Raw genomic sequence first — 26,792 nt, forward strand, 5'->3', positions numbered from 1 at the left:
CATCTCCAGCCGCATCCTCCGGGAACCCCTGGGTCCATTTCCGCAAACGGCGTGGAACGCCGTCCGCTAGTGTCCTGTCCCGGAAATAAGGTGATGAAATGAAATTGTCCAGTCAGCTGTCAGGCAAAGCGCGAGAAGGCGACATAGCCGTAGCTATGGCAACGACGAGCAACGCCGCATGGCGGCTGACTGGGCGATTTCATATCGCCTTTACTTGCGGGACAGGACGCTAGGGCCATGCACACACCCGTCAATCGTGTATGACGCAGTTCGCCGGTGTTCAGATCCTCAGGTTCGTCGCAGCAATGCTGGTGGTGGTGATGCACACCACGCAGGCCATTTCGATCCATATGACCGGCCAGGGACATGGCCACTACTGGGCGAACGGCTCAGCCGGCGTGGATATCTTTTTCGTGATCAGCGGCTTTGTCATGGCCATGTCGACCCGCGCTTCCCCATCCGACGGCCCCTCCCGTTTACAGGCAGCCTGGGTATTCATGAAACGCCGGCTGCTGCGAATTGCGCCACTCTACTGGTTCTACACATTTCTCAAGGTAGCCCTGCTGCTGGTGCTTCCCGGCCTGGCAGCCAGGTCATCGGTAGAGTCCGGACACCTGGCAGCATCGCTGCTCTTCATCCCGGCCGTCAGCCCCTGGGGACTGATCGAACCTGCGCTCCCGGTCGGCTGGACGCTGAATTTCGAAATGTTTTTTTACGCCGTCTTCGCCCTGGCCCTGGCTTTGGGGGCACCACGCCTCAGGTTTTGCCTGTTCACCTTTTTGCTGATTTTTCTCGCCGGGCGTCTTGCCCCGGAGTTTGTCCCGCTGGCTTTCTATGCACAGTCCATCGTGTTCGAGTTCATCCTGGGGATTTGTATCGCCCATGCATGGCTGCACTATCGCAAGGTGTCTCCGGCCATGGGGCCGCTGGCTATCCTGGCCGGCCTGGTGCTGATGTTCGGCCTGGGCAGAGATGCCTCCTCGGACCGCTTCCTGACCTGGGGCACGGGAGCCGCGCTTGTGGTCCTGGGGGCTGTCTGGCTGGAGCCCTGGACAGCACGCACCCGTCTTGCCGCCAACCTTTCCTTTTTGGGCGATGCCTCCTATTCCATCTACCTCTCGCACACCTTCGTGGTTCCTGCCGCTGTGCTGGTTCTCAGACAACTCGGTGTGCAGAGCAGCCTGGTGATCGTCCCTGCCGTTTGCCTTGCGGTGCTTGTCGCAGGTTGCATGTCCTATCTGTGGCTGGAACGACCCGTGACCACCTTTCTCAAACGCACCTTCTTCAGGCCGCAGGTGCTCTCTTACCCGCACCCCGGGAAATTACCATGACAACAAATGAATCGACATCCCCTGCATCCGCACACACACGTGACGGCAGCTACATCTACATTGCCTGCCCCTGGACGCCCAAGGGAGGCGGCATGTTCAAGGTGGCGGACTACCTCATTCAGGCGCAAGCCTTCAATCCGCCGGCCGGTACGGCCGAGTTGCGGCCGCTGGACACCCGCGGCGGTGCAAACGCACTCTATTCCTCCTGGGTCTTGGCGGCGGCACTGGGGAAAATCTTGCGTGGAAAGCTCAATGGGCTGTTGGCCGGTGTGCACGTGAATATGGCCGAACGATTGAGTTTTTTCAGAAAAGCCGCGGTCATCGTCTTGTGCCGTGCCCTCGGTGTGCCGATGGTACTGCATTTACACGCGGCACAGCTGCACCACGCCTATCGGGTCTGGCCGCGTCCGCTGAAGGCTCTGGCACGCTGGGTTTTTTCCCTGCCTTCCTGCTGTGTGGTACTGGGCAGCGCAGCACGGCGCTTTGTCTGTGAGGAACTCAAGGTCCCCGCCAGCCGCATCGAGGTTGTCATCAATGGTGTTCCGGAGCCCACCGAGCCGCGGCGCGACGCGGCCGCGCAGGATGTGCAACGCATCCTTTTTGTCGGCAATCTGACGGAACGCAAAGGCGTGTCCGACCTTTTGAACGCGATGGCTGTGCCCGGTTTTGATCCGGCCCGGCTGGAAGTGACCTTTGCCGGCGGCGGCGACGTCGGGAGCTACCAGGAGAAGGCACGACAACTGGGCATAGACGGTTTTGTCCGCTTTGCAGGATGGTCGGACCAGCAGCAGGTGTCGCGCCTGATGGCGCGCGCCGATGCGCTGGTGCTGGCCTCCTACGACGAAGGCCTGCCCCTGGTCATCCTGGAAGCGATGGCCAACAGCGTGGCCGTTGTCTGCAGCCCGGTCGGGGAAATCCCTTTCGTACTGACGGATGGTGTCAATGCCTGCTTCGTCCAGCCCGGCGATGTGGCCGGGCTGGCTGCGGCCCTGCAGCGCGTGTTGCGGGAGCCCGCGCTGAGGGAATCCCTTGAGCGTAATGGCCGCGCACTCTATGACCTGCAGTTTTCACTGAGGCGCTTTTCCGCCAGCATCGCGCGCATCCATAGTCGCCATTTCGGCATTGCCGGCCAGCCGCTGGAAAGCAGCACACCGATCGAGGAGGCCTCATTTTGATTTCCAGCGCCAACAGCATCCCCCACGGTGCATGCCTGCAGGCCGACGTCTGCGTCGTGGGTGGCGGTCCGGCCGGTATCGCGCTCACGCTGGCCTTGTCGGAGAAAGGATTTTCAGTGCTGATGCTGGAATCCGGATTTCTGAAAGCGGATGAAAAAACCCAATCGCTCTATGAGGGAGAAATTGCCGACAAGCACCTGCACAGTCCACCGGACAAGTACAGGCAGCGGCGCCTGGGTGGATCGACTGCCATCTGGGGTGGACGCTGCATGCCGTTTGACCCGATCGACTTCGAGGGACGCGACCACGTCCCCCACAGCGGCTGGCCGCTGTCGTATGAAGACCTGTTGCCCTACTATCCTGAGGCCAATGCCCTGGCGGAGGCCGGCCGCTTCAGCTACAACGCCGAGGAGGCGCTTGGCCCGGATGTCGCCCCCCTGATCCGTGGCTTTAACAGCCCCCGGGTCCGCACAAGCGGACTTGAACGTTTCTCCTGTCCCACCCATTTCGGAACCCGTTATGCCAAGCGGCTGCAGCTGGCACCCGGTGTAGAAGTTCTGCTCGGAGCCAATTGCACCGGCATTCGCCTGCAACCGGACGGCCGTGCCGTGCGCACGATCGAGGTGGCCACGCTGACCGGCAAGCGGTTTGCGGTGGCACCCCGCGCAGCCGTGCTGGCTGCGGGGGGTCTGGAAACTGCGCGCCTGCTGCTGGCTTCGCGTGATGTGGCGCCTGCAGGCATAGGCAATCACCATGACGTGGTGGGCCGCTACTACATGTGCCACATTGCCGGAAACGTCGGCATGCTGACCATCCATGGAGCGCCAGGCGGGGTGCGGCATGGGTACGAACTCGCACCCGAAGGGGTATATTGCCGGCGACGCCTGTCAGTCACAGCCAGCGAGCAGCGGCATCTGGGGCTGGCAAACGCGGTCGGCCGCCTGCATTTTCCGCGCATCACCGACCCCACGCATCGCAGCGGCGTGTTGTCCGGGCTGTTTCTGGCTCGCAAGCTGATCAGTTACGAATACAGCAAACGGCTGAACGACGGCAAACCGCCCACGCTGGGCACCTATGCACGCCATCTGCTCAATGTGGTGACCGATCCCATCGACACCGCCGCCTTTCTGGGCCACTGGCTGACCCATCGAACCCTTGCGAGCAGGAAATTCCCGTCAGTGATCCTGCGCAACCGCACCAACCGCTTCAGCCTGGAGATGCATGGGGAGCAACTACCGCAGGCCGGCAGCCGCGTCATGCTCACCGAAAAAATGGACGCCCTTGGCATGCCGCAATTGCGGGTGGACTGGCGCTACAGCCAGGCAGACATCGAGTCCGTCCGGAAGACCCTGGACGTCTTCGCCCGGGAATTCGAGCAAAGCGGCACCGCCCGCCTTGAATACAACCGATCAACGCTGGAGGAAGACCTCATGCGTTTTGGGGCCTATGGAGGCCATCACATCGGCACCACACGCATGGGCCACGACGAACGCACCAGTGTCGTCAATGCCGACTGCCAGGTGCATTCCGTACACAATCTTTTCATCGCGGGCAGCGCGGTATTTCCCACCTCCAGCCAGGCCAACCCCACGCTCACACTCCTGGCCCTGTCGCTGAGGCTGGGTGACACACTCTCGCGCAGGCTGCAGGCCGGCCATCCCACCGAACTCTTAGAGGTGGCTGCATGAGGGTACTGGTACTGGGTGCCACCGGGCACATCGGCCACCGGCTCATGGAGTTGCTCAAAAGCGCAAGCTGGGCGCTGCCCGTGGGTGCGTCCCGCAGCCATGTAACCGCTTCTGCTGACGCCATGACACTGGACACGTGTGATGTTCCTGCCCTCACGACGGCACTCAAGAACTTTGACGCGGTGGTCAATTGTGTCGCCGGTGACGCCATCTCCATCTCCAGAGGTGCGGACGCACTCGTGCAAGCCGGCCTGGCCGCCGGCTGTCCGAAGATTGTTCACTTGAGCACCATGTCGGTTTACGGACCGGCGGAAGGCGAGGTTCGCGAAGACGCACCGCTCGATCCAGCGTTGGGTTGGTACGGGCGCGCCAAGTGCGAGGCCGAAGCACATCTGGCGACTTACGTGCGCCAGGGCGGTGCGGCAGTGATCCTGCGGCCCGGTTGTGTTTTCGGGCCGGGCAGCGAACTCTGGGTGGGCCGGATAGGACGATGGCTGCATTCCGGGCGCCTGGGGGATCTGGGCACCGCAGGTGATGGATGGTCGAACCTGGTTCATGTAGACGACGTTTGCCAGGCACTGATGGCTGCGTTGCTACTGCCGATCGAACCGGGGCTATCGCCCGCATTCAACCTGGCGGCCCCCGACAGCCCGCGCTGGAACGACTTCTTCGTGGACCTGGCGCTTGCGCTGGGCGCCACGCCAGTAAGGCGTATTTCACGGCGGCAACTGCAGCTGGACGCCTGGCTGGCGGGGCCGCCGCTGAAGCTGGCCCAGCCGCTGCTGAAGCTTCTGGGAAAAGAACACGCCACCCTGCCCAGTCCGATGCCGCCGGGGCTGCTCCGGCTGTGGACACAACATATTCACCTCGACGCGAGCCGCGCCGCGCAAACTCTCGGCCTGACATGGACACCTTATCCGGAAGGCCTGCAAAGTTCGGCGGCCTGGTTCTCCGGAAAGTACAGCCCCTCCGGGAAAGTGATGGGCAAACCGCTGTGGATGCATTGAAAGCAGATACCTACCGCGAGTTTGGGCGGTTCAGTTGGTGGCTGGTGCTCAAGGGCCTCTTCTTCCGCCAGGCGTACCGCGTCGTGGTCACCCTGCGCTGCTGCCAGGCCACGCAGCGACTCCCTTCTGCCCTGCGCTGGGTCTTCTTTGTCCCGGCGCGCTTGTTGCACGGCCTCGCAAGCCAGTGGGCGGGTATTGAAATCCCCTGGCGCACGCCTGTTGCAGCAGGGCTGGCATTGACCCATGGACGCGGAATTGTGGTCACGGCGGATGCGCGCATAGGCAGCAATGTGACCCTTTTTCACGGCGTCACCCTGGGGCAGCGAGATCAAATCGACAGTGAAGGGCTCCGGTTCACTACTTACCCGGTCATCGAAGACGAGGTCTGGATCGGTCCGCACGCGATTGTGGTGGGCGGTGTCACCATCGGCAAGGGCAGCCGGATAGCCGGCGGCGCCTATGTTCTCGAGAGCATTCCGCCTCGCTCCGTAGTGATGGGTAACCCGGGGAAAATAGTCAAGGACGATTGCACGCCCGATGTGGACAACCGCTGGGAGCCGCCCTCCGACAATCCTGCGCCTGCACCTTGACCCCGCCGGCTCCAGGCCCGGGGCCGCAGGACGGGACTCAGGCCCGGCGCAGGGATGCCAGACGCAGGGCCCGCGTCAGGAACAGGGGATTGCCGATCACATAACGCTGGAACAGGCGGCGCGGTTCCATCCCCAGCCTGAAGGCCCACTCCAGGCCCTTGCGGCGCATCCACATCGGGGCGCGAGGCGTCTTTCCCCCCAGGAAATCAATGATGGCCCCACCGCAAACAATAAGGCAGGGAAAAGTCAGAACCGAACGCAGGGCAGCTGCCACCTCTTCCTGCCGCGGCATCCCCATGCCGAGCACGATCAGGGCGGGCTGGTGCAGAAGGGCAAGACCTGTATAAACGCCGGTATCATGAAAACCATGGGCACTGACAAAGCGACTGTTCGGGGCAAACTCCCGCGCACCCAGCTGCAAAGCACGTTGCAGATAGGGTTCCTGCGTTCCATAGAAAGCAATGCAGCGGCCGTCGAACTGCCGAATCAGTTGCGGGATCAGGTCGGTTCCATTGAGATTGAGCCCGGGCTGCAGGCGCAGCAACTTGAACAGCGTGGCCATGCCCGAACCGTCCCGGAGCACCATGTCTGCCGAACGCAAGGCATCAAAAAAGGGGACGGAGTTGGCCAGAGAATTCATGGCATGCGCGTTGGCGAAAGCCAGAACGAACGGACCGTCAGGCTGGCCCAACCGCGCCAGCAGTTGCTTCTCTTGCGCCGCGGTCTGCACACGCTCAATTTTGCGAACCAGACAATCCCAGCGTTCCCGCCAGTCCGTGCAGGCATCATCCAGGTCACCGCGCATCATGCGGCCCTCCCGTTCGCAGATGGGGCCCCAGAGGCATGTTTCTGATGGAAAGCCAGACAGACATCCCCGGTAACCAGACTTTGCGGAGAAACGTCCGCCTGCTCGCCGCCATGACCGTGGTTCTGGCCGGGACGGGCCTGTATGTACTCGGCGCCCAGGCTTTTGCCGTGGGACTGTTTCCTTCTCCATGGGACAAACTGGCGCATGTGGTGACCTTTGCAGGGATGGGTGGGGCCTTCGGCCTCGCGACCGGCAAGCGTGGCTGGTCCAGGGCCTTCTCTTGCATCGCAGGCGCGCTCATGATCGGCGTCATGGATGAATGGCACCAGGCCTATCTGCCAGGCCGGACAGCCAGCTGGAGCGATCTCATGGCCGATGCCGCAGGCGGAACGCTTGCCGCGGCTGCGCTCAGCTGGAGGCACTGGTTGATGCAGCGGCGAATTTGACATCATTGAGAACCGAGCCGATCAGGGCCACACCAAACTGCCGCAGGCCGTTCGTGAATTGGGCCAGCTGCGGCACAGAACTCCTGTCTTGTCGCGCCACCACCAGTGCAGCGCCGGCACGCACCGCCACCGTGTGGGCATCCGCGCACTTGCTGGCAGGCGGCGTGTCGATAATGATGACGCTGAAATCCTCGCCCAGAGACTGCAGCAGCTTGGAAAAATCCTGGCGGCCGAGCAGCTCCTGCGGATTCGGCGGAATGGCGCCCGCAGGCAACACCGACAGGTCCTGCAGGGTTTCAATGCCAACCACCGCCTCCAGGCCCGCGCGGCCGGCCAGCATGTCCGACAGACCCGCTGTCCTGCCAAGATTGAAAAGGTGATGCTGGCGGGGCGCACGCATGTCGGCATCAACAAGCAGGGTGCGCTCTCCCAGTTGTGAAAAAACAATGGCAAGGTTGGCGGCAATATAACTTCGCCCGTCGCCGGCTCCCGCGCTGACAATGGCCAGTCCTCTTCGGTCTGCGCCGGTATCGAACCAGCGCAGCATCAACTGGCTGCGCAGCTCACGCAGCTGTTCCACAGGTCGGCTACCGGGCTGGTAGGCCGCCACCAGCTCCCGGCTCAGGGTGCTGCCGCGGGCCAGATACGGGTAACCAAACTGGATGGACAAGGCATACCGGACATCGTCATCGCTTAACAGGCGCAGGGCAATGCCGGCATCACCGAAACGCACGCCTCGTTCGCGCTGGAAATCCAGGATGCGCTGGGCATCCGGCGGTGAAAGCCGTCCCGAATCAACCAGGATGGTGCCGATGGAACGCCCGGCGCCCGTGGCGGGTTTGCTGGGCACGGTCAGCGGCACTGACCTGATCATCTGGGGCGTAGCTCTGTTCATGTGGACCTTCCTAGTGTGAGACGATGCGAGCCGGGCAACCGGGCCGTGCCCGCGCTGGAAACAATGCTGGCCAGCACCGGCAGGTCCAGCATCTGCACAAGGTCTTCGGTAGACCTCACCCGGCGGTTCATCAGTTCAAGCAATACCGCGCAGGCAATTCCCAGAAGGGTTCCGCCAAAAGCAGCGATCAGCAAATTGAGCAGCAACTTCGGGCTGGACGGTGCAGAAGGCGGCGTGGCGGTGTTGAGGCGGACGGCATTGGTCTGGTTGGACAGGCTTTGCAGGCGGGTCTGCGACGCGCTCTGGGTCACCGTCTCGTAGGCACGCTGGGCCGACTCGACATCGCGCCGGTACACGTTCAGCTCATCGCGCTCCTTGTTCAGCTGCATGACCCGTGCTTTCTGCGCCGCAAGCGCTCCCTGCAGCTCCCGTTCGCGGTCCTTGCCCACACGATAGGTCGTTTCGATCGAATTCGTGACACGCCCGACTTCGCTGGCCAGGCGGCTGCGCAGGGATGCCAGTTCGGCTTCGAGGCTTTGCCGCTCTGGATGATTGGCGCCCAGGCGCGACCTGGATTCCTGGACCTTGGCTTCGAGCCGCGCAATGTCGGTTTTCAGGCCATTGATCAGGGGGCTCTGCATCACCTCGGCGACAGTATCGCCGCGGGAATTGCGTTTGCTCTGGCTGTCCGTGGTTTCTCCCTGCACGGTAGTCAGCTGGGACGAGATTTCCGCCAGCTTGGTGGTTTCGTAGTCCACACGCTCGTCGCTTGAAACAATGCCGGCTTTTTGCTGGTACTGCGACAGGCGGGCCTGGGCTTCTTCCAGCTTCGCGCGCGAGGCTTTGGTCTGCTCGTCAAACCACTCCGCATAAAGCCGCGCAGGTTCGGTTTTGAGCGCCAGGGTGATGTCCAGGTAGGCTTGCGCAAATGCATTGGCGGTTGCGGCAGCCAATTCAGGATCATTTCCCTTGTAGGTGATGTTGATGACATTGCTCTCCCGGGCGGGCCGCACATCCAGCCCTTGCTGCAGGGAACCGGCGAGCCAGGCGTCGAGCTCCCCACGGCCCTCCGTTGCCTCTTGCCACTTCTCCTTGATTCCCGGGGCCTGGTCCAGCTTCATCGTCTTGACAACCTGTCGCGCCACGCGATCACCACCGATGATGTCAACTTGCGTAGCCATGTAGCTTGGTGCAACGACGCCGGGCACTGCGGTCCCGGCCAGCGGGTCGGGTGAGCGGATGTCCACCAACACCGCAGTCTGTGCCGTGTATTTGGCGGGAAGCAGCAAACTGACCCCAAGCGCGGCCAGCACCGTGGCGACCAGAATGAACAGGGCGACCGGATAGCGCGCCCGCAATATCAGGAGGAATTGATGGAGTGTCATGGTCAGAAAATGCTTTCACGGACATAAATCACGTCTTCGGGCCGGACCAGGTCGGTGAGCTGAGGCACGGCTTCCACCACCTTGCCGGTTGCATCGCGCCGATGAATACGCAGCCGGTTCTGGCTGCCGCGCGCGGTCGGGCCACCACCCTGTGCCAGGGCCTGCATGACCGTCATGCCGCGCTCTATACGGTAAGGGCCGGGCTTCTGCGCCTCGCCATAGATGTAGAACACGGGCGCCTTGTTGACATACAGGGTATCGCCGGCGGCCACCGGGATGTCTTCATCCGACTTGGCGTTCAGGAAAAGCGCCGGGATATCGATCACCTTGCGAAACGGCTTGCCATCGCGCTGGCCCGTGAGAATCAGCACGTCGTCACCGGTGGGGGTCGTGCCCCCTGCTGCGGCCAGCATGTCGCTGACACGTGTATTGGTGGTCTCGATCGGAAAGCGGCCCGGCCGGCTCACCTGCCCCAGGACCGCGACCTGATTACCCCGCACCTGTCGCAGGACAATGTTGACTTGCGGGATCTTGACAAAGCCGCCGGTACGCAGGGCATCGGCGATTTTCTTCTCGGCCTCTGCGATGGTCAGCCCGCCAAGCTGCAGGCTGCCCACCAGGGGATAACTGATCACCCCGCTTTCAGAAACACGCGCGTCCACGGAAAGATCGGGGCTCTGGTAGACCTGAACACCGATGGCATCACCAGGGCCCAGCCGGTAGTCCTGCTTGCCTGGCATCGGGGCATGTTCGACGGGCGCCGCAGCCGCGGCGGGTGAAGCTGCGGCCTGCAGCGGAGCAGCAGTCTGTGCAAATCCTGCAGTTGAAAAAAGAATCAGCAATGCTGTCGCGAAATAACGAATGCGGGGTGTCATGGGGATACCTCTGGAATGGTCATGGCAGAAAAAGATCAAGCTGTCAGGCCCATCAGAAACTGGCGAGAGCTGAGAGACCGACCTTATTGCTCCGGTAATCGAAACCCGGCTCGCTGGAGGTGCGCCTGTCACGCTGAAGCGACGCGGTCAATTTGAGCGCGCGCCAGGGCATCCAGTCGAATGCCAGGGACGCCTGCTTCGTGGTATCTCGGCGATTGCTCTCCACAAAACCGGGAAGGGCTCCGTTGTAATCGCGCACGCCGTGGGTATAGCGCGCCCGCAGGGCGGTTTTCTCGGTTGGCTTCCAGGTCGGCCCAATGAAAAACCGGTGGCCTTCAAAATAACTGGTGGTCGCTGTTTGATAACTGCCGAGTTCCCGTGCCGCGCCGGCCGCGAGGGAGGTCTTGGCAGTGACAGCCCAGGTCGCATCCACCTGGCCCACGAAGCCGGAAAAATCCCGCGCTGCAAGGTCGTCGTGCGATCGGTCGAAATGCGACAGCCGGCCCCGCACCATGGTCTTCGCTGTGGGCGCCCAATCCAGCCGGAATTCGTGTTCCCGATCCCTGAAGCTGCGGGCGAATACCGGTGACAGGGGACGACCCGGATAGTCGCCGTCACCGTTCCTGAAGCGATACGCCATGGAAGTATTGGAAGGAAAGACATAACGCACGCCGGCTTCAGCACCCTCGACATGGGTATCCGCTTCGAAGGTGGAGGCCTCGCTGCTCTTGCTGCTGCGATCAAAAATGCCGCCCACCAGGCGCCAGGCGCCGTCGATTTCGTATTCGGCATCAAACACTGTCGAACGGGTGGTGCGATGGCTGACCTGGCCAAAATTCTGCACATCCGCCGCAGTGTCGATGTATTCCTTCCGGTCGGAAGTCAGATTCCCATGCAGGGCCGGGGTGAAGCTCCATCGCCAGGCTGCGGCATAGTTGAGCGCCGTGAAGTCCAGATGAGAGAACCGCTGGTAGTGGTAGTCCTGGGCGTTGACATCAAGTTCGAAACGCTGCAAACCGTAAGGCTTGTTCAACTTGAATCCCAAGGTTGTGACTGCAATGGTGTCCGAGCGGGTGGGCGATCCGATCAAGGCTTGCGTATTGGCCGAATCCGACAGCCGGAACACGTTGCTGTCGCGTTCAACAGACTGGCCGGCCTGGAACTGGAGCGTGTCAAGGTCGTCCGCGAGAACCATGCAAGGAACAAATCCGAGCACAGCCAGCGGAAATGGAATGAGGATGCGACAAGAGATCAAAGGAAACCCCCTTGCCGGATAGGACAAAACGTGAACGCCGGGCGGCCCGCTCGGGGCACCGGAAGATACGGGTAGATGGTGTGCATGAATATTACGGTTGTGAATGTGACTGAAGCAATAGCTCTTTCGCCCTAATGAATTTGCAAGCTTTCAGTACGCAGAACTGTCTTTGAAGACCAGGCGTATTGTTTTCAGGATGATGAAAAAATCCAGTTGCAAGGACCAGTTGCGCAGGTAATCCAGGTCGCAGTCGATTCGCGCCTGCATCTTGTCCAGTGTGTCTGTTTCGCCGCGTTGGCCATTGACCTGCGCCCAGCCCGTGATCCCGGGCCGGACCTTGTGGCGAACCATGTAGCCCTTGATGAGGGTGCGATACATCTCGTTATGCGCCACCGCATGCGGCCGGGGCCCCACGATGCTCATGCGTCCCTGCAATACATTGATGAATTGCGGCAGCTCATCGAGCGAGGTCTTGCGCAGGAAAGCCCCCAATCGCGTCACCCGCAAGTCGTTTTTCTGTGCCTGGCGAATCGCGCCGCCGTCTTCCGTCACGGCCATGGAACGGAACTTGTAGACCAGGATCTGTTCGCCATCCAGACCATACCGCCGCTGCTTGAAAATGACCGGCCCCGGCGAGTCCAGTTTCACCAGCAACCCGATCACCAGCATGACCGGAAAAATCAGCAGAAGGATCAGCAGCGACAACACAATGTCGCTGCCGCGCTTGAGCGCACCATTGACACCCCGAAACGGCGTGTCGCAAACCGATATCACGGTGACACCGCATACCGAATCACTGCGGCCCTGGATCAGGTCGGTGATGAACATGTCGGGGACAAAATAGATGGAAGCCGTTGTGTCCTTGAGGCCGTCCAGCACCTGAAGGATGCGCGGCCTTGCGGCCATGGGCAGAGACAGGTAGATGAACTGGATCTTGTGCCGTTTGACGTAGGCCGGCAACTCGTCTATTTTTCCGATCAGCGAATGCTCGCCCTGCATTCCCCTGCGCTCTTCACCGCGATCGTCAAAAAAACCAAGGAGTTCAATGCCCGAGTATTGGGAGCCCGTAATGTGTTCGGCCAGAGAAGCACCCTGGTCGTTCATGCCCACAATCACGGCCTTGCAGGGCGGGCCCTGAAGCTTCAGCAACTGCGGCGCTGCGGCCCTCAGCACCAGGTGCGCTCCCGCCTGGGTCACCGGGGCCAGCCACAGCCAGTTGCCGATAACAGCCATCGAAAATTTGTAGAACGATTCCGTTGCATACCCTGTCAGCAACAACAGGCCCGCAATCCAGAGCCAGTGAAACGCGATGTTGAAAAATACCCGCCAGATAGGCAGGCGAAGCTGCGAACTTCCCGGGAAGGTCAATGAAAAAACAATGATCGAGAGGATCAGGTAGGACGGACTTATCGAATTCTCGAAGTGAAAGGCCAACGCCCAGAGCGAGAACACCAGCACCAGCGGGTCCAGGGCGGCTTCAATCACCGTGAAGACGTTACTCCTGCCCAGCCCCGCGGAGCGCGGCTCGCGGCTGTTCAGCCAGGCCGACGCGGAAGCAGCCTGATTGGTATCAGCCATCGAGCGACACCTGCTTCATTTTGGAGACAGCCTGTGCGCGGCTGAAAACGTTGAGTTTCTGGAAGATGCGCTGCATGTGATTTTTCACCGTGAATCCGCTGATATTCAAAATGGTTCCAATCTCCGAGTTGGTTTTCCCCATCGCCACCCAGGCCATGATCTGGGTTTCGCGTTCACTCAAGCCACAGGCGTCTTCTTGCAAATTTCGTACCGGCCTTGAGACAGCACTGCGCTGCTGCGGTAGCAGGGTGATCTGGCGCAACGCCGCGTCAATGGAAGGCATCAGCACCCGGAGCGCCGTGCTCGCAGGCTCGACCGGGATTTCTTCCGAGTCCAGCAGCACATAAAGGCACTCCTGCCCGCTCCTCTCGTCACACAATCCGTGAATCAGTGCGGAACGCATATCGCGCATCGCAGCAGTGAACGACCCCGGCAGACTGGCACTGCCCAGCAAATAGTCAAACTCGTGAAAGTCCACCCTGCAGGGCCTTCTGCCAGCCGCAAGCCAGTGATCGTGAAATTTGCCGAGCAGAAAGTGCAGGCTGTCCGTGCCCGCGCTGTAAGACCGCGCGCCCGGCAGATTCGACAGGATGTCGTGCCGTAACGTGCCCTCACGAAAGTCACCCCACCCAGTCAGCAGGATGTCGTGCGGCAGATAGTCCTGCACCTCTCCCTGCAACCATTGCAGCAGATCGATGTGGCGCTCAAGGGCTTCGGCTTGTCCAATCAAGTGCAGGTAACGCGCGGCATCGCCATCCTGGGACGGCATGTAGGTTTTCATGGTTGCGTACGGCGTCCCTGTGCTCATTTTTTAACTCTATCCCCTGCAGTGCGCAGCATCACTGAAGAATGATGGACCTCATCACGAAGCGCAATCGACCGTGCCGCATACCTGACGTAGGAAACGGGCAAGCGTCGTGTAGGCGAATGCTTACGTTTCACGTCAGCCTCACTTGCACACTTCCATACAGATACGAGTTGCAACAGTTTGACCCCACAAGTTTCGACGCGGAAAGCGCGATACGGGCGCAACCGGGATTACCCTTGACGGCTTGATTTGGAAAAAGGAAGAAGAACTGATGGCAGGCACGAAAATGAAACGCAGCATGGAGGTGGATACCTTGCGGGGCATCGCCTGCATGTTGCTGGTGTTCTTTCACACCGTAGGCGCCACGCCGGCAGAGGGCCTGAAACTACCGGAAGGACACTGGCTGGGAACGTTCAACGACACGCTCGCCTACTTCCGGATGCCGCTGTTCTCTTTCATATCGGGTTATGTCTACGCGTTTCGCCCCTACCAGGGGAACGCACCGGGATTCATCAAGGGCAAGGTGAGGCGTCTCCTGCTTCCCCTGCTGACCGTAGGAACCTTTTACGCCATCGTGCAAGCTCTCACACCGGGCGCCAACGCCAGCGTGAACAACTGGTGGCTGCTGCATATCCAGCCAGTGGGGCACTTCTGGTTTCTTGAAGCGCTGTTCGTCATCTTTCTGGTGGTCATTCTTCTCGAACACCTGAAAGCCCTGTCCACGACGGCCGGTTTTGCACTGGTTTGGGGAGTCAGCGCCCTACTTTTCGCCCTGCCTGATTTCACCCACCTTTTTGGCGTGCGGGGCGCGCTTTATCTGATGCCTTTTTTCCTCGCCGGCCTGGCCTGCAAACGCTTCGAGATCCGCGGGTCCGTCCCGCGATTTCTGGCCGCAGCAGCGCTCATCGCGAGCTTGGCAGTTGTCCTGCTGCTTCCGCAATACACGAAGGAGCAACATGCCGTGTCGGCGCTCGTCTCATTGGCCATCGGCGTTTCAGCCGGCGTGCTGCTGCTTCGAAGCGGCTGGCAGTCCCGTCCCCTGGCTTACATAGGTGCGTATTCGTTTGCCATTTACCTGCTGCATGTCTTCTTCACTGCAGGCAGCCGGATCTTCCTCCACAAGATGGGTGTCAACGACACCTATGCGCTGCTGCCGCCAGGTGTTGTGGCCGGCATCCTGGGTCCCATAGTCTGCGCACAAATCATCGGCCGCAATGAAACCCTGAACCTCTGGCTTCTGGGAAGCACCTCCAAAGTGAAAACCGCCCCGATGACCCGAACGGAAGCGGCCATTTAAGCTGCGCTTGAACTTGGCGCCGGCAACAAGCCCATGGCTGCGCGGGCTGCATGACGGGCCACCGCTTGTCCAGCACACGCCGAACCCATGTGCCGCCTCTTCGCGCTAGACTTGCCGCGCAGACGCTCCCTCGCGAGCATGAGCATCAACGCACAGGCAAAGGCTCCTTCCATGAACATTGTCATTACCGGCGGCGCCGGTTTTCTCGGCGTCCGGCTGGCCCGCACCCTGCTCCAGCAAGGCGTCCTGTCATTGGCCGGCCATCCGGCGCAACCCATGACCGGTCTGCTCCTTCTTGATCGTGCGGCACCGCCCGCGGATCTGCTGGCCGACAGCCGGGTGCAGACTATCGAAGGGGATCTGAACGCCCTTCTCGAATCAGCCAGCGCCTCCAGCCAGGTGATCACGAAAAACACGGACGTGATTTTCATCTGGCCGCCGCGGTCAGCGGCGAATGCGAAGCCGACTTTGACCTGGGCATGCGCAGCAATCTGGACGCCACACGTGCACTGCTGGAGGCCTGCCGCCGGCAGCAGACCTCTCCCACCCTGGTGTTTGCCAGTTCCCTGGCCGTCTTCGGCAACTCGCCGGAGCAACCCCTGCCGGAGGTGATTGAAGACACGACGCTGCCGACACCGCAAAACAGCTATGGCATCCAGAAGTTCATCGGCGAACAGTTGGTGGCAGACTATGCGCGCAAGGGATTTATTCGGGGACGCAACGTACGTCTGATGACCGTCAGCGTGCGCCCCGGCAAACCCAACGGCGCCGCATCCAGCTTTTTGAGCGGAATGATTCGCGAGCCGCTGGCAGGCGTTCGCGCTGTCTGTCCCGTCGCCCCTGGAACACCGGTGGCACTGTCCTCGCCCCGTCGCACCGTCGAGGGACTGATGCGGGCGGCAGAAGCCAGCGACGCCGACTGGGGCGCACGCACAGCCATCAACCTGCCGGCGCTCAGGACAACACCGGGCGAGATGGCCGCAGCGCTGGAACGCGTCGCAGGCAAAGAGGTCGCGGCGCTGATTGACTGGACGTCGGACCCCGCGATTGCAAAAATCGTGACCAACTGGCCTGCCAACATCAACGCTTTGCGGGCGCGTCAACTGGGCCTGCTGCCCGATGCGGATTTCGACACCATCATCGGCGAGTACTTAAGCGAAAACCCCTATGTGGTGCGGCTGCCTCTCAGGTGAGAATCAGAAGTTGTATGACAACTTTGCCTCAACCCTTTTTCACCGAGGAGACATGAATGACCTGTTTTAAACCCACGCTTTCCAGACTGGCACTGGGCCTGACGCTCGCGCTCGGCCTGGTGGCCGGTGCCGCCGCGCAAACAACGATGAAGATCAGCATCTCCACGGCGCAGAACTCCCATCAGGGGGTGGCCATCGATACCTTCGCCCGGGAAGTGGAAAAACGCACCGGCGGCCGCTACAAGGTTCAAACCTTCTACAACGGTTCGCTCGGCGGTGAACGCGAGTCCATCGAGGCCGTGCAGCTCGGTACCCAGGAACTGGCTTTCTCATCGACCGGCCCTGTTCCCAACTTTGTGCCCGACACCAAAATCCTGGACGTGCCTTTCCTGTTCCGTGACAAAGCCCATGCACGCGCCGTGCTGGACGGCCCCATTGGCCAGGACCTGCTGACCAAGTTCGACGCCAAGGGCTTCAAGGCGCTGGGCTGGGCAGAGAACGGTTTCCGCCACATGACCAACAGCAAGCGCGACGTGAAAACGCCCGAGGACCTGAAGGGCCTGAAAATGCGCACCATGGAAAATCCGGTGCACATTGCGGCCTACAAGGGTTTCGGCATTGTCACCACGCCCATGGCTTTCCCCGAAGTATTCACAGCCCTGCAGCAGGGCACGGTCGATGGCCAGGAAAATCCGCTGTCGGTCATCATCGCGGCCAAGTTCGACCAGGTGCAGAAACACCTGTCCCTGACCGGCCACGTTTACTCGCCCTGCATCTGGCTCATGAACAAGGGCGTCTTTGACAAGCTCAGCGCCGCCGACAAGAAGGCCTTCCTCGAAGCCGCCGCCGAAGGCACCAAGGCCAACCGCGCACGGGTCGACGAAGACGATGCCAAGGGTGTGGCTGACCTGCGTGCCAAGGGCATGACCGTGATCGACAACGTGGACAAAGCCAAGTTCGTTGCCGCCCTGGCGCCGGTCAATGCCGAGTTCGAGAAGCAGTTCGGCAAGGCCAATATCGAGAAGATCCGCAGCGTCAAATAAGCTGCCACGTTCGCTACTTTTTTTGTAGCTGGACACGCCCGCGGCCATTCGGCTGGCGGGCGTTTTCCTTATGAAATCCGGACCCATGAAAAACGCTTTTCTCACACTTGAACGCTGGACCACGGGGCTCTCGCTGCTTATCGCCTGCCTCATGCTGGTGATCGCCTCCTCCCTTGGCATGTTTCAGATCATCACGCGCTTCGTGCTCGAGCAACCCGCCGAGTGGACCGAAATCCTGATCCGCCTGTCGCTGATCTGGATGGTTTTCATGGGCATACCGGCTGCCTTTCGCCAGGGCGCCATGGTCAGCGTGGATGTGCTTTACCGATGGAGCCCGCCGAAGATCAGGCGCGTACTGGACTGGCTGGTATGCCTGGCGGCCCTGGCCCTCGTCGGCGTCATCATCTGGTGGGGCTGGGACTACGCCCTGCGCGGGCGCGTGCAATCCATGGCCGGCCTGGAGTCCATCTCCATGTTCTGGGGTTATGTCGCCATGCCGATTGGCGGCATGTTCTGCATCATCGGCATCATCGGCAACCTGATCGACCCCCAGCGCCACGAACTGGAAACGGCAACATGAACACGACCACCCCCTGTTTCCCGAGGATTGCGCAATGACCGCCGTCATGTTGACCACCATGATCGTGTGTTTTGCACTGACGATCTCCGTTGCCGTGTCCATCGGCCTCGCAGCCGTTTTCGGCATCCAGGCGTCCAACGCCCACATGCTGATCTCCGTCAAGGAGATGTTCAACGCCATCAACAAGTTTCCGCTGGCCGCCATTCCGTTTTTCATCCTGGCCGGCAACCTGATGGAGACCGGCGGCATTTCGCGCCGGCTGGTGGAATTTGCGAAGAGCATTGTGGGTGGCGTCCAGGGCGGCCTGCCCATGACCTGCGTGCTCACCTGCATGATTTTTGCCGCTGTTTCAGGCTCCTCGGTGGCTACCACCTTTGCCGTCGGCGCCATCCTGATACCCGCGCTGATCAAGCATGGCTACCCCACCAGCTACGCTGCTGCCCTGCAAGCCACCAGCGCCGAGCTGGGCGTCATCATTCCGCCGTCCATTCCCATGATTCTTTATGGGGTGAGCGCCGAAGTCTCCATTGGCGAGCTGTTCATCGCCGGCGTCGGCCCGGGCATCCTGATCAGCCTGTCGCTGATGGCTTTCGTCTACGTCTATTGCAGGATCAAAGGCTGGGGAAAGAACGATGGCGATGGCCGCCTGGGTTTTTTCAAGGCCACCTGGCAGGCCGGCTGGGCATTGCTGATGCCGGTGATCATCCTCGGCGGCATTTACGGCGGCATTTTCACGCCCACGGAAGCCGCCGCCGTTGCAGTGTTTTATGCGCTGGTGGTGGGCGTGGTGATTTATCGCGAAATCAGCCTGCAGAACCTGGTCGTGGTACTGCGCAAGTCGGTGATTTCCAGTGCCGTCATCATGTTCATCATCGCCAATGCCGGGCTGTTTGCCTTCCTGATCACACGCGCCGGTGTGCCGGACGCGATCGGCCGATGGCTGGAAGCCGTGCTGCAGTCGCCCGCCCTTTTTCTGCTGGGCGTGAACGCCGCGCTCTTCGTCATCGGCATGTTCATCGAAACCAGCGCGGCCATCATTGTGCTGGCTCCCATCCTGGCGCCCGTGGCCATGCACTTCGGCATCGACCCGGTACATTTCGGCATGGTCATGGTGGTGAACCTGGCGCTGGGCATGATCACCCCGCCCTTCGGCGTGAACCTGTTTGCAGCGTGTACGGTGGCGCGAATATCGCTGGACCGCATCGTCAAGCACCTCATTCCTTTCGTTCTCGTGATCATTGCCTGCCTGATGCTGATCACCTATTTCCCGGCCATCTCTCTGACCTTGCGGGACCTGGTTTATAACAAATAGAGCAAATAAAGAGCCCCCACGGTCGCTCACTGCGTGTAGCTCCCGAGGCCTTGCAGGCCGCGGCTCGCGAGACGCTTCGCCTCTGTCGCCTGTCCAAAGCTGCTCAAGCAGCTTTGGAGCCGCAGGCTCCAACCCCTCGGGGGCGCTGCGCCTGCGGGCCGGCGAAGCCGGACCCTCGGCCCCTGCTTGAAAAGACCCGCCCCCCGAGCTGTTTTCGCCTCGCCCTGTGCGCCGTGCCTACCGGCTGGCTTTGGCCTTGGGCTACACTTGGCGGGTCAGGAGAGAGTTTTCCTCGAGAAAACCGCCGAAGGCGCATGCGGCACCCCAATGGTGCTCTGAACGCTCAGGCAAAAGGACTGGCAACCGTCGCCCGGCCGAACACCTGCCAGGCGGCGTTCCCTACTGGAGAGAGGCCCCCTTGAGGCGGCCCACCGAAGGAGCAAACCTGCATCGCCAGGCGAATCTCTCAGGTAAAGAGGACAGCAGGGGCAGCCCATGGCTTATGGCCATGTTGTATGTTTGCCCCGGAGAACGCCTTGTCCGCCATCGCCCCTGAATTGCTGAAAACACCGCTGTACGACTTGCACCTGGAGCTGGGCGCGCGCATGGTTCCGTTTGCGGGCTACGCCATGCCGGTGCAGTACCCGGCCGGCCTGATGGCCGAACACCACCACACACGCAGCGCCGCCGGCCTCTTCGACGTTTCTCACATGGGCCAGCTTTGCCTGGTGGGCTCCGACGCCGCAGCCGCACTGGAGTCCCTGATTCCGGTCGATGTCATCGACCTGCCCGCCGGCAAGCAGCGCTATGGCCTGCTGCTCAATGAAGACGGCGGCATCATCGACGACCTGATGTTTTTCAACCGGGGGGAAGATATCTTCATCATCGTCAACGGCGCCTGCAAGGCCGGAGACATCGCGCACATCCAGCAAAAAATCGGCACGCGCTGCGAAGTCATTCCCATGCCCGACATGGCCTTGCTGGCGCTGCAGGGCCCGCAAGCCGTCACCGCGCTGTCACGCATGGCGCCCGGTGTGGAAAAACTGGTCTTCATGACCGGTGGGCGTTTTACCGTGGCCGGCTGCGACTGCTTCCTCACGCGCAGCGGCTACACCGGCGAAGACGGCTTTGAAATTTCCGTGCCTGCCGCGCAGGCCGACACCCTGGCCCGGGCTTTGCTGGCCCAGCCTGAAGTCAAGCCGGTCGGCCTGGGCGCCCGCAATTCCCTGCGGCTCGAAGCGGGACTTTGCCTCTACGGCAACGACATCGACACCACCACCACACCGGTCGAGGCCAGCCTGAACTGGGCCATCCAGAAAGTGCGCCGCGCCGGTGGCGCACGGGCTGGCGGCTTTCCGGGTGCCAACAAGGTGCTCGCCCAATTGGCTGATCCGGCCGTCCTGACACGCAAGCGCGTGGGCCTGGTCGCCCTGGAGCGCATCCCCGTGCGGGACCACACGCCCTTGCAAGACACGAACGGCTCGCCGATTGGCGAAGTCACCAGCGGCCTGCTGGGCCCCAGCATCGACAAACCGGTGGCCATGGGCTACATCAAGCCCGAATTCGCGGCCATCGGTACGCGCGTGAACGCCATCGTGCGCGGCAAGCCCGTCCCCATGGAAGTCAGCGCCATGCCTTTTGTCCCGAATCGCTATTTCCGCGGTTGAATTTTTATTATTTTGGAGAGCACCATGATCAAGTACACCGAAGACCACGAATGGATCAAAGTTGAAGGCGACGTCGCCATCGTGGGCATCACCCACCATGCGCAGGATGCGCTGGGTGACGTTGTGTTTGTGGATCTGCCCTCTGTGGGCAGCAAACTGGCCCAGAAGGAAGTCGCCGGCGTGGTCGAATCGGTCAAGGCCGCAGCCGACGTCTACATGCCCATCAGCGGTGAGGTGACGGAAGTCAACGAAGCGCTGCGCGACGATCCGTCACTGGCCAACACCGACCCGCTCGGTGCCGGCTGGTTCTTCAAGGTCACGCTGTCCGACAAGGGCCAGCTTGATGCTTTGATGGACGAAACCAGCTACACCGCTTTCTCCGCCTCTGCCTAAACCTACCTGCCACACCGTTCGAGCTGAGCCTGTCGAAGCCTTGCCTCATTGTTCACCGCCCCTTCGACAAGCTCAGGGCGAACGAATTCTGGAACCCGCCATGCTGATGCCCACTGCCAAACCCCTGCGCGAGCTTGAAAACACGTCCGAGTTCATTGCCCGCCACATCGGCATTGACGACGCCGACGAGGCCCACATGCTCAGCGCAGTGGGCTCCGCGTCCAGGCGCGCACTCATCGACGGCATCGTGCCACGCAGCATTGCGCGCAGCCAGGCCATGGCCATTCCGGCGTCCGCCACGGAAGCCCAGGCGCTGGCCGAACTGAAAGCCATGGCCACGAAGAACAAGGTCTTCAAGAGCTTCATTGGCCAAGGTTATTACGGCACCCACACGCCCGGCGTGATCCTGCGCAACATCCTGGAGAACCCCGCCTGGTACACCGCCTATACGCCCTACCAGGCTGAAATTTCGCAGGGCCGCATGGAGGCGCTGGTCAACTTCCAGACCATGGTCTGCGACCTGACCGGCATGCCCATTGCCAATGCGTCCATGCTCGACGAAGCCACCGCAGCCGCCGAAGCCATGACCCTCGCCAAACGCAGCGTCAAAAGCAAAAGCAATGTTTTCATCGTAGCCGGTGACTGCCACCCGCAAACCATCGAAGTGATCCAGACCCGGGCCAAACCGCTGGGTATCGAAATCAGGGTCAGCACCGCTGCCATCACCGTGCCGCAGCTGATGGCCGAAGGCAACTATTTCGGCGTGCTGGCCCAGTACCCGGCCACCACCGGCAGCATTCATGACCTGCGTCCGCTGGCGGGCCAGGCCCATGTGGATGGCGCTGCCCTGTGCGTGGCCGCCGACCTGCTGGCGCTGACCTTGCTGGCCCCTCCCGGCGAGTGGGACGCCGACATCGTGCTGGGCAACACCCAGCGTTTCGGTGTGGCCATGGGCAACGGCGGGCCGCATGCGGCCTACCTTGCCTGCCGCGACGAGTTCAAACGCTCCCTGCCCGGCCGGCTGGTCGGCGTCAGTGTCGATGTGCATGGCAACCCGACCTACCGCCTGGCGCTGCAGACGCGCGAGCAGCACATCCGCCGCGAAAAAGCCACCTCCAATATCTGTACGGCGCAAGTCCTGCCGGCCGTGCTGGCCAGCATGTATGCGGTCTACCACGGCCCCCAGGGTCTCACGCGCATTGCCCGGCGCGTGGCCAGCTACACTGCGATTTTTGTGCGTGGCATGCAGCAGATGGGTTATGAAATCACCAACGCCAGCGCCTTCGACTCGGTCACCATCAAAACCGGAGATGCTACACAATCGATAGCTGAACGCGCCCGCCAGTCGGGGGCCAACCTCCGATTCCGCTTGAATAATCACCTGGGTGTGTCGCTCGACGAAACCACCACGCGGGAAGACCTGGAAATGCTCTGGTCCTTCTTCGTGAAGCCGGGCAAACCCATGCCGCGCCTGAGTGATTTCGAAAAAGGCGTGGAACCGCTGATCCCTGAGGATCTGCGTCGCACCACGCCCTTCCTCACGCACCCGGTGTTCAACACGCATCACTCCGAAACCGGCATGCTGCGCTACATCCGCATGCTCAGCGACAAGGACCTGGCACTCGACCGCAGCATGATCCCATTGGGCAGCTGCACCATGAAACTCAATGCCACCAGCGAGATGATTCCCGTCACCTGGCCGGAGTTTGCCAACATCCACCCGTTTGCGCCGCAAGACCAGCTCGAGGGCTATGCCGAGCTCGACAGGCAGTTGCGCGACTGGCTGTGCCAGGCCACGGGTTACGCCGGCATCAGCCTGCAGCCCAACGCCGGCTCGCAGGGCGAATACGCCGGCCTGCTGGTCATCAAGGCCTTCCATGAAGCGCAGGGCCAGGGCCACCGCAACATCTGCCTGATTCCATCATCCGCCCACGGCACCAACCCGGCCAGCGCGCAGATGGCCGGCCTGACAGTCGTTGTCACCGCCTGCGATGCCCAGGGCAATGTCGACATGGTCGACCTGAAAGCCAAGTGCGAGAAACACAGCGCCAATCTGGCCTGCGTGATGATCACCTATCCCAGCACACACGGTGTGTTCGAAACGCAGGTGAAAGAGCTGTGCGCCCTGGTTCATTCGCACGGCGGCCGCGTCTATGTCGACGGCGCCAACATGAACGCGCTGGTCGGTGTGGCAGCACCCGGCGAGTTCGGCGGCGACGTCAGCCACCTCAATTTGCACAAGACCTTCTGCATTCCGCACGGCGGCGGCGGCCCCGGTGTCGGCCCGGTCTGCGTCGTGGCCGACCTGGTGCCCTATCTGCCGGGCCATGCGACAGCAGGTCTGCCAGTCAACGGTGTGGGAGCCATCTCAGCTGCACCGCTTGGCAATGCATCAGTGCTGCCGATCAGCTGGATGTACTGCCGCATGATGGGCCCCGAAGGCCTTCAGCAGGCCACCGAGATTGCCATCCTCAGCGCCAACTACATCAGTGCATGCCTGAAAGACCACTATCCGACGCTGTACGCAAGCGAAAACGGCCATGTGGCACACGAGTGCATCCTGGACCTGCGTCCACTGAAGGACACCAGCGGCGTCAGCGCCGAAGACGTGGCCAAGCGGCTGATGGACTACGGCTTCCACGCGCCCACCCTGAGCTTTCCCGTGCCGGGTACCCTGATGGTCGAACCGACCGAAAGCGAAACACTGGCCGAGCTGGACCGCTTCATCAACGCGATGATCGCCATCCGCGAAGAGATCCGCAAGGTCGAGGCCGGCACCTGGCCGCAGGACAACAACCCGCTCAAACACGCGCCGCACACTGCAGCCAGCCTGCTGGGCGCGGATTGGGACAGGCCCTACTCGCGCGAAACCGGCGCCTTTCCGCTGGCCACACTCAAGCAGGTCAAGTACTGGCCGCCGGTCGGCCGGGTAGACAACGTCTACGGCGACCGCAACCTGTTCTGCAGCTGCGTGCCGGTCAGCGACTACGCGGCTTGAGCGTGCAACCTTCCCACTTTACCGTTCGGGCTGAGCTTGTCGAAGCCCTTCGACGAGCTCAGGGTGAACGGTGAACGGTGAACGGTGATCAGGAACTGACACCCCTCGCCCATGGATTCACAAACCCTGGTCATCATCGCCGGTGCCATTGCCGCGGGCTTTGTGCAGGGTCTTACCGGTTTTGGCTTTGGCCTGGTGGCGATGTCCTTCTGGGCATGGACGATCGACCCACGGCTGGCGGCGGCGATGGCGGTGTTTGGCGCGCTGACGGGGCAGGTGATTGCCGCCGTCACGGTGCGGCGTGGTTTTGATTTCAAATTGCTCGCACCCTTTGTCATAGGCGGCTTGCTGGGCCTGCCACTCGGATTGCTATTGCTACCCCGCCTGGACGTGATGGTGTTCAAGGCCTTCCTCGGCACGCTACTCGTCATCTGGTGCCCGGCCATGCTGTTCAGTACGCAACTACCACGCATCACCCGCGGTGGCCGCATTGCAGACGGACTGATAGGCGCAGCCGGCGGCGTGATGGGTGGTTTGGGCGGGTTCACCGGCGTGCTGCCCACGCTATGGTGCACCCTGCGCGGCATGGACAAAGACGCCCAGCGCGCGATCGTTCAAAACTTCAACCTCTCCATGCTGCTGGTCACCTTCGGCAGCTACCTCGCCACAGGCATCATCACCACCGCGACCCTGCCCTACCTCGCCATCGTCGCGCCAGCGCTGCTGATTCCTTCGCTGCTGGGCGCCCGGCTGTACATCGGCATCAGCGAAGCGACTTTTCGCAAGCTGGTGTTGAGTCTGCTGACTTGTACCGGAGTGGCCTTGCTGGCTTCTTCGGTGCCCGGGTTGTTGCGGCGGTTGGGTTGAGGTGCCGCCACGCCGCCAGAGTCTCATCCATTCGAAGGATGGGCGCTTAGCGACTGAGGTCTAGAATCGTGCGCCAAGCTATGCCGCAGCTCGATGGGCACACATTACTTTATTTATGCAAAGCGACCATCATGAGTGACGACAGACAAAAAAAAGCAATCTCAGCCGCAGAGTTTTTTAACGAGACTGCGAGGAAACTACTTGCAACTGAACGTGGGCTTCATGCAGAGACATTGGTTTCTTCCGTAGCTAGGCTGGCGGGTTCATTGATGTACAGGAGCTTTGGACTTGATCCAAACATAGAACCAGGGGCAACTGTTTTCTCTGAACAAGCAATTACTCAGGGCCCAAAACTGAAGACCGTAATGCTTGTCACATTGCAACAGTTAGGGCAAAAAATAGATGCGGAAAATATCAATGAAGAGTACGCCTCATCCAAAGTCTCTGAACTAACCTTTAAAGAGTCTCACGATCGGCTGGCCGCATTCTTTCTGAAATACTGTGAAGTCGCGCCCATCTCTCATCTTGATGCAGCAATTGGCGCCGCCATCGCTACAGGGATCCTCATTCATGACTGCCGAGAGGTTTTGGAGGTAAAAAGGGGAGCGGGCATTGCGCTTTCTGGCTTCTCCGAAGGTATGAAAACCGCCCCTTATCCATTAAATGGAAAATCTGCGCCCGATACCCAGCCAGATCCATCCATCATCCCAGCCGCTCCGCCATATTCGCCTTATACAAGCGAAGCCGCGAACGCAATTTACAACATGCTCTTCTGCGATGACGGCGCTTTGTTCCGTTCGCAATCGGGGAATCCTGGCACCTCTTGGCAGAAAATACTGTTCTCAGAAGCTGCGGACGTACCAGCGTTGCAGGCGCTCGCTCTCGACAATTCTCAAGAGGGGCGCATCCGGTTCCTCGCCTTTTCCCGTCTCAGACGGTTGGGAATAGCAGTTCCGCCCAAGGTCCTGCTGGGTTCGATAGTTGAGGTTCCCCTGTCCGGGGGACTCGACGCGTTAGCAGCGTATTCTGAAGGTGGAGTACGCTATGTCAACCAATCTGGCAAGCTTGCTGTGATAGAAGGTATGGCATCCTTTCTCCCCTTGGTAAACGCATTGCTTACCGCTTCAAAGCCGTTTTTAGCGCAAACTATCCCAACAGTGATGCCAAGGCTTCCTCCACCGAAATCGGGGAGCATGCGTATGACCTTTTTGGGTTCAGATGGGATGTATTTTGGAGAAGGTCCGATGCCCGTATTGCAACGAGACGCAATGGCCGCGCCAGTCGTACAACATGCCACCGACTTGCTTTTAGCCGTAGTTGCAGCGAGCACGAATGAACGCGCCTGACATGTCTCAACTCGGTCGCAACGCACTTGCATCAAAGTCAACTGCCGACGATTCACGAGAGAAATAGCTATTACAACCACTTCGTCCGAAGGCGGCGCGTGACGAGCGTTTTCGTCGGCGGTCTCTACGGTGAAGCTGGCAGTGAGCGGTTTGAGTAAAAAAAGGGGAGCTAACAAATGGCCTCATACGAGTCCTGGCAACCATCCGCAAAGTCCGACGACGGCAGAAACTCAGTGGTGAAGTGGGTCAGTGAGT

Annotated in this window: 22 protein-coding genes, 1 pseudogene and 2 riboswitches; of the genes and pseudogenes, 16 read left to right on the forward strand and 7 right to left on the reverse strand. The window is 61.0% G+C overall.

The annotated features are described in order from the left end of the window. Window positions 1-260: 260 nt before the first annotated feature. Genes WA904_RS22240 through WA904_RS22260 form a run of 5 tightly spaced genes read left to right on the forward strand, consistent with a single transcriptional unit; the run spans window position 261 to window position 5,791 of the window. Window positions 261-1,331, forward strand: a complete 1,071-nt coding sequence (locus tag WA904_RS22240) for an acyltransferase family protein (protein ID WP_425199302.1) — start codon at window positions 261-263, stop codon at window positions 1,329-1,331. Next, on the forward strand, window positions 1,328-2,506 hold the full coding sequence (locus WA904_RS22245) for a glycosyltransferase family 4 protein (protein ID WP_425199303.1): 1,179 nt from the start codon (window positions 1,328-1,330) through the stop codon (window positions 2,504-2,506). Before WA904_RS22240 ends, WA904_RS22245 begins: the two co-directional genes overlap by 4 nt. Beyond that, a complete protein-coding gene (locus WA904_RS22250; protein ID WP_425199304.1) occupies window positions 2,503-4,194 on the forward strand; it encodes an FAD-dependent oxidoreductase in 1,692 nt (563 codons plus the stop codon). The genes WA904_RS22245 and WA904_RS22250 overlap by 4 nt, the downstream gene beginning before the upstream one ends. Further along, on the forward strand, window positions 4,191-5,201 hold the full coding sequence (locus tag WA904_RS22255) for an NAD-dependent epimerase/dehydratase family protein (RefSeq protein WP_425199305.1): 1,011 nt from the start codon (window positions 4,191-4,193) through the stop codon (window positions 5,199-5,201). Before WA904_RS22250 ends, WA904_RS22255 begins: the two co-directional genes overlap by 4 nt. After that, window positions 5,189-5,791: a serine acetyltransferase gene (locus tag WA904_RS22260; protein ID WP_425199306.1), complete on the forward strand. Its 603-nt coding sequence runs from the start codon at window positions 5,189-5,191 to the stop codon at window positions 5,789-5,791. Before WA904_RS22255 ends, WA904_RS22260 begins: the two co-directional genes overlap by 13 nt. Window positions 5,792-5,828: 37 nt before the next feature. Here WA904_RS22260 and WA904_RS22265 read toward each other — a convergent pair whose 3' ends face one another. Further along, window positions 5,829-6,599, reverse strand: a complete 771-nt coding sequence (locus WA904_RS22265) for a WecB/TagA/CpsF family glycosyltransferase (protein ID WP_425199307.1) — start codon at window positions 6,597-6,599, stop codon at window positions 5,829-5,831. Between the two features lie 44 nt (window positions 6,600-6,643). On the opposite strand from WA904_RS22265, the gene WA904_RS22270 reads away from it, so the two are divergent. Next, complete coding sequence (locus WA904_RS22270; RefSeq protein WP_425199308.1) at window positions 6,644-7,045, forward strand: VanZ family protein; 402 nt, start codon at window positions 6,644-6,646, stop codon at window positions 7,043-7,045. Here WA904_RS22270 and epsG read toward each other — a convergent pair. From epsG to epsA, 6 genes are all read right to left on the reverse strand, one after another. Continuing rightward, entirely contained in the window at window positions 7,008-7,940 is a 933-nt protein-coding gene (epsG, locus tag WA904_RS22275) for a chain length determinant protein tyrosine kinase EpsG (protein ID WP_425199309.1), read from the reverse strand. The two genes, WA904_RS22270 and epsG, sit on opposite strands and share 38 nt — an antisense overlap. Then, complete coding sequence (gene epsF, locus WA904_RS22280) at window positions 7,937-9,325, reverse strand: chain length determinant protein EpsF (protein ID WP_425199310.1); 1,389 nt, start codon at window positions 9,323-9,325, stop codon at window positions 7,937-7,939. The genes epsG and epsF overlap by 4 nt, the downstream gene beginning before the upstream one ends. A gap of 2 nt (window positions 9,326-9,327) precedes the next feature. Next, window positions 9,328-10,200 carry a polysaccharide export protein EpsE gene (epsE, locus tag WA904_RS22285; RefSeq protein WP_425199311.1) on the reverse strand — a complete coding sequence of 291 codons (873 nt, stop codon included), beginning with the start codon at window positions 10,198-10,200 and terminating at the stop codon, window positions 9,328-9,330. A gap of 52 nt (window positions 10,201-10,252) precedes the next feature. After that, entirely contained in the window at window positions 10,253-11,416 is a 1,164-nt protein-coding gene (gene epsL / locus WA904_RS22290; RefSeq protein ID WP_425199335.1) for an XrtB/PEP-CTERM-associated polysaccharide biosynthesis outer membrane protein EpsL, read from the reverse strand. Between the two features lie 189 nt (window positions 11,417-11,605). Further along, a complete protein-coding gene (locus WA904_RS22295) occupies window positions 11,606-13,033 on the reverse strand; it encodes an undecaprenyl-phosphate glucose phosphotransferase (protein ID WP_425199312.1) in 1,428 nt (475 codons plus the stop codon). Beyond that, on the reverse strand, window positions 13,026-13,814 hold the full coding sequence (epsA, locus tag WA904_RS22300; RefSeq protein ID WP_425199313.1) for an XrtB/PEP-CTERM-associated transcriptional regulator EpsA: 789 nt from the start codon (window positions 13,812-13,814) through the stop codon (window positions 13,026-13,028). The genes WA904_RS22295 and epsA overlap by 8 nt, the downstream gene beginning before the upstream one ends. Window positions 13,815-14,112: 298 nt before the next feature. Between epsA and WA904_RS22305 the strand changes: the two genes are divergently transcribed. The 10 genes and pseudogenes from WA904_RS22305 (at window position 14,113) to WA904_RS22350 (ending at window position 26,537) form a co-directional block, all read left to right on the forward strand. After that, window positions 14,113-15,138, forward strand: coding sequence for an acyltransferase family protein (locus tag WA904_RS22305; protein WP_425199314.1), 1,026 nt, complete (start codon window positions 14,113-14,115; stop codon window positions 15,136-15,138). A gap of 171 nt (window positions 15,139-15,309) precedes the next feature. Then, window positions 15,310-16,331: pseudogene (gene denD, locus WA904_RS22310) on the forward strand (D-erythronate dehydrogenase). Between the two features lie 56 nt (window positions 16,332-16,387). Continuing rightward, window positions 16,388-17,374, forward strand: coding sequence for a TRAP transporter substrate-binding protein (locus WA904_RS22315; protein ID WP_425199315.1), 987 nt, complete (start codon window positions 16,388-16,390; stop codon window positions 17,372-17,374). Between the two features lie 85 nt (window positions 17,375-17,459). Continuing rightward, window positions 17,460-17,954 carry a TRAP transporter small permease gene (locus WA904_RS22320; protein ID WP_425199316.1) on the forward strand — a complete coding sequence of 165 codons (495 nt, stop codon included), beginning with the start codon at window positions 17,460-17,462 and terminating at the stop codon, window positions 17,952-17,954. A 34-nt stretch (window positions 17,955-17,988) separates the two neighbouring features. After that, complete coding sequence (locus WA904_RS22325; RefSeq protein WP_425199317.1) at window positions 17,989-19,266, forward strand: TRAP transporter large permease; 1,278 nt, start codon at window positions 17,989-17,991, stop codon at window positions 19,264-19,266. A gap of 268 nt (window positions 19,267-19,534) precedes the next feature. Next, window positions 19,535-19,635, forward strand: a riboswitch (glycine riboswitch). A gap of 23 nt (window positions 19,636-19,658) precedes the next feature. Then, window positions 19,659-19,759: riboswitch (glycine riboswitch) on the forward strand. 22 nt (window positions 19,760-19,781) lie between these two features. After that, window positions 19,782-20,933: a glycine cleavage system aminomethyltransferase GcvT gene (gene gcvT / locus WA904_RS22330; protein WP_425199318.1), complete on the forward strand. Its 1,152-nt coding sequence runs from the start codon at window positions 19,782-19,784 to the stop codon at window positions 20,931-20,933. 24 nt (window positions 20,934-20,957) lie between these two features. Beyond that, entirely contained in the window at window positions 20,958-21,326 is a 369-nt protein-coding gene (gene gcvH, locus WA904_RS22335) for a glycine cleavage system protein GcvH (RefSeq protein ID WP_425199319.1), read from the forward strand. Between the two features lie 100 nt (window positions 21,327-21,426). Continuing rightward, on the forward strand, window positions 21,427-24,324 hold the full coding sequence (gene gcvP, locus WA904_RS22340; RefSeq protein WP_425199320.1) for an aminomethyl-transferring glycine dehydrogenase: 2,898 nt from the start codon (window positions 21,427-21,429) through the stop codon (window positions 24,322-24,324). A 111-nt stretch (window positions 24,325-24,435) separates the two neighbouring features. Next, on the forward strand, window positions 24,436-25,191 hold the full coding sequence (locus tag WA904_RS22345; protein WP_425199321.1) for a sulfite exporter TauE/SafE family protein: 756 nt from the start codon (window positions 24,436-24,438) through the stop codon (window positions 25,189-25,191). A 131-nt stretch (window positions 25,192-25,322) separates the two neighbouring features. Further along, window positions 25,323-26,537 (forward strand): hypothetical protein, encoded by a 1,215-nt coding sequence (locus WA904_RS22350; RefSeq protein WP_425199322.1) that lies wholly within the window; start codon window positions 25,323-25,325, stop codon window positions 26,535-26,537. The last annotated feature ends 255 nt before the right edge of the window (window positions 26,538-26,792 follow it).

This window comes from Polaromonas sp., assembly GCF_049790275.1.
Classification (GTDB): Bacteria; Pseudomonadota; Gammaproteobacteria; order Burkholderiales; family Burkholderiaceae_C; genus Polaromonas.

What these genes read in the sequence shown, in the direction of transcription:
- WA904_RS22240 (WP_425199302.1), top strand. Translation starts at nt 261, where the DNA reads ATGACGCAGTTCGCCGGTGTTCAGATCCTCAGGTTCGTCGCAGCAATG.
- WA904_RS22245 (WP_425199303.1), top strand. Translation starts at nt 1,328, where the DNA reads ATGACAACAAATGAATCGACATCCCCTGCATCCGCACACACACGTGAC.
- WA904_RS22255 (WP_425199305.1), top strand. Translation starts at nt 4,191, where the DNA reads ATGAGGGTACTGGTACTGGGTGCCACCGGGCACATCGGCCACCGGCTC.
- WA904_RS22265 (WP_425199307.1), bottom strand. Translation starts at nt 6,599, where the DNA reads ATGATGCGCGGTGACCTGGATGATGCCTGCACGGACTGGCGGGAACGC.
- WA904_RS22270 (WP_425199308.1), top strand. Translation starts at nt 6,644, where the DNA reads ATGGAAAGCCAGACAGACATCCCCGGTAACCAGACTTTGCGGAGAAAC.
- epsG (WP_425199309.1), bottom strand. Translation starts at nt 7,940, where the DNA reads ATGAACAGAGCTACGCCCCAGATGATCAGGTCAGTGCCGCTGACCGTG.
- epsF (WP_425199310.1), bottom strand. Translation starts at nt 9,325, where the DNA reads ATGACACTCCATCAATTCCTCCTGATATTGCGGGCGCGCTATCCGGTC.
- epsE (WP_425199311.1), bottom strand. Translation starts at nt 10,200, where the DNA reads ATGACACCCCGCATTCGTTATTTCGCGACAGCATTGCTGATTCTTTTT.
- WA904_RS22295 (WP_425199312.1), bottom strand. Translation starts at nt 13,033, where the DNA reads ATGGCTGATACCAATCAGGCTGCTTCCGCGTCGGCCTGGCTGAACAGC.
- epsA (WP_425199313.1), bottom strand. Translation starts at nt 13,814, where the DNA reads ATGAAAACCTACATGCCGTCCCAGGATGGCGATGCCGCGCGTTACCTG.
- WA904_RS22305 (WP_425199314.1), top strand. Translation starts at nt 14,113, where the DNA reads ATGGCAGGCACGAAAATGAAACGCAGCATGGAGGTGGATACCTTGCGG.
- WA904_RS22315 (WP_425199315.1), top strand. Translation starts at nt 16,388, where the DNA reads ATGACCTGTTTTAAACCCACGCTTTCCAGACTGGCACTGGGCCTGACG.
- WA904_RS22320 (WP_425199316.1), top strand. Translation starts at nt 17,460, where the DNA reads ATGAAAAACGCTTTTCTCACACTTGAACGCTGGACCACGGGGCTCTCG.
- WA904_RS22325 (WP_425199317.1), top strand. Translation starts at nt 17,989, where the DNA reads ATGACCGCCGTCATGTTGACCACCATGATCGTGTGTTTTGCACTGACG.
- gcvT (WP_425199318.1), top strand. Translation starts at nt 19,782, where the DNA reads ATGTTTGCCCCGGAGAACGCCTTGTCCGCCATCGCCCCTGAATTGCTG.
- gcvH (WP_425199319.1), top strand. Translation starts at nt 20,958, where the DNA reads ATGATCAAGTACACCGAAGACCACGAATGGATCAAAGTTGAAGGCGAC.
- gcvP (WP_425199320.1), top strand. Translation starts at nt 21,427, where the DNA reads ATGCTGATGCCCACTGCCAAACCCCTGCGCGAGCTTGAAAACACGTCC.
- WA904_RS22345 (WP_425199321.1), top strand. Translation starts at nt 24,436, where the DNA reads ATGGATTCACAAACCCTGGTCATCATCGCCGGTGCCATTGCCGCGGGC.
- WA904_RS22350 (WP_425199322.1), top strand. Translation starts at nt 25,323, where the DNA reads ATGAGTGACGACAGACAAAAAAAAGCAATCTCAGCCGCAGAGTTTTTT.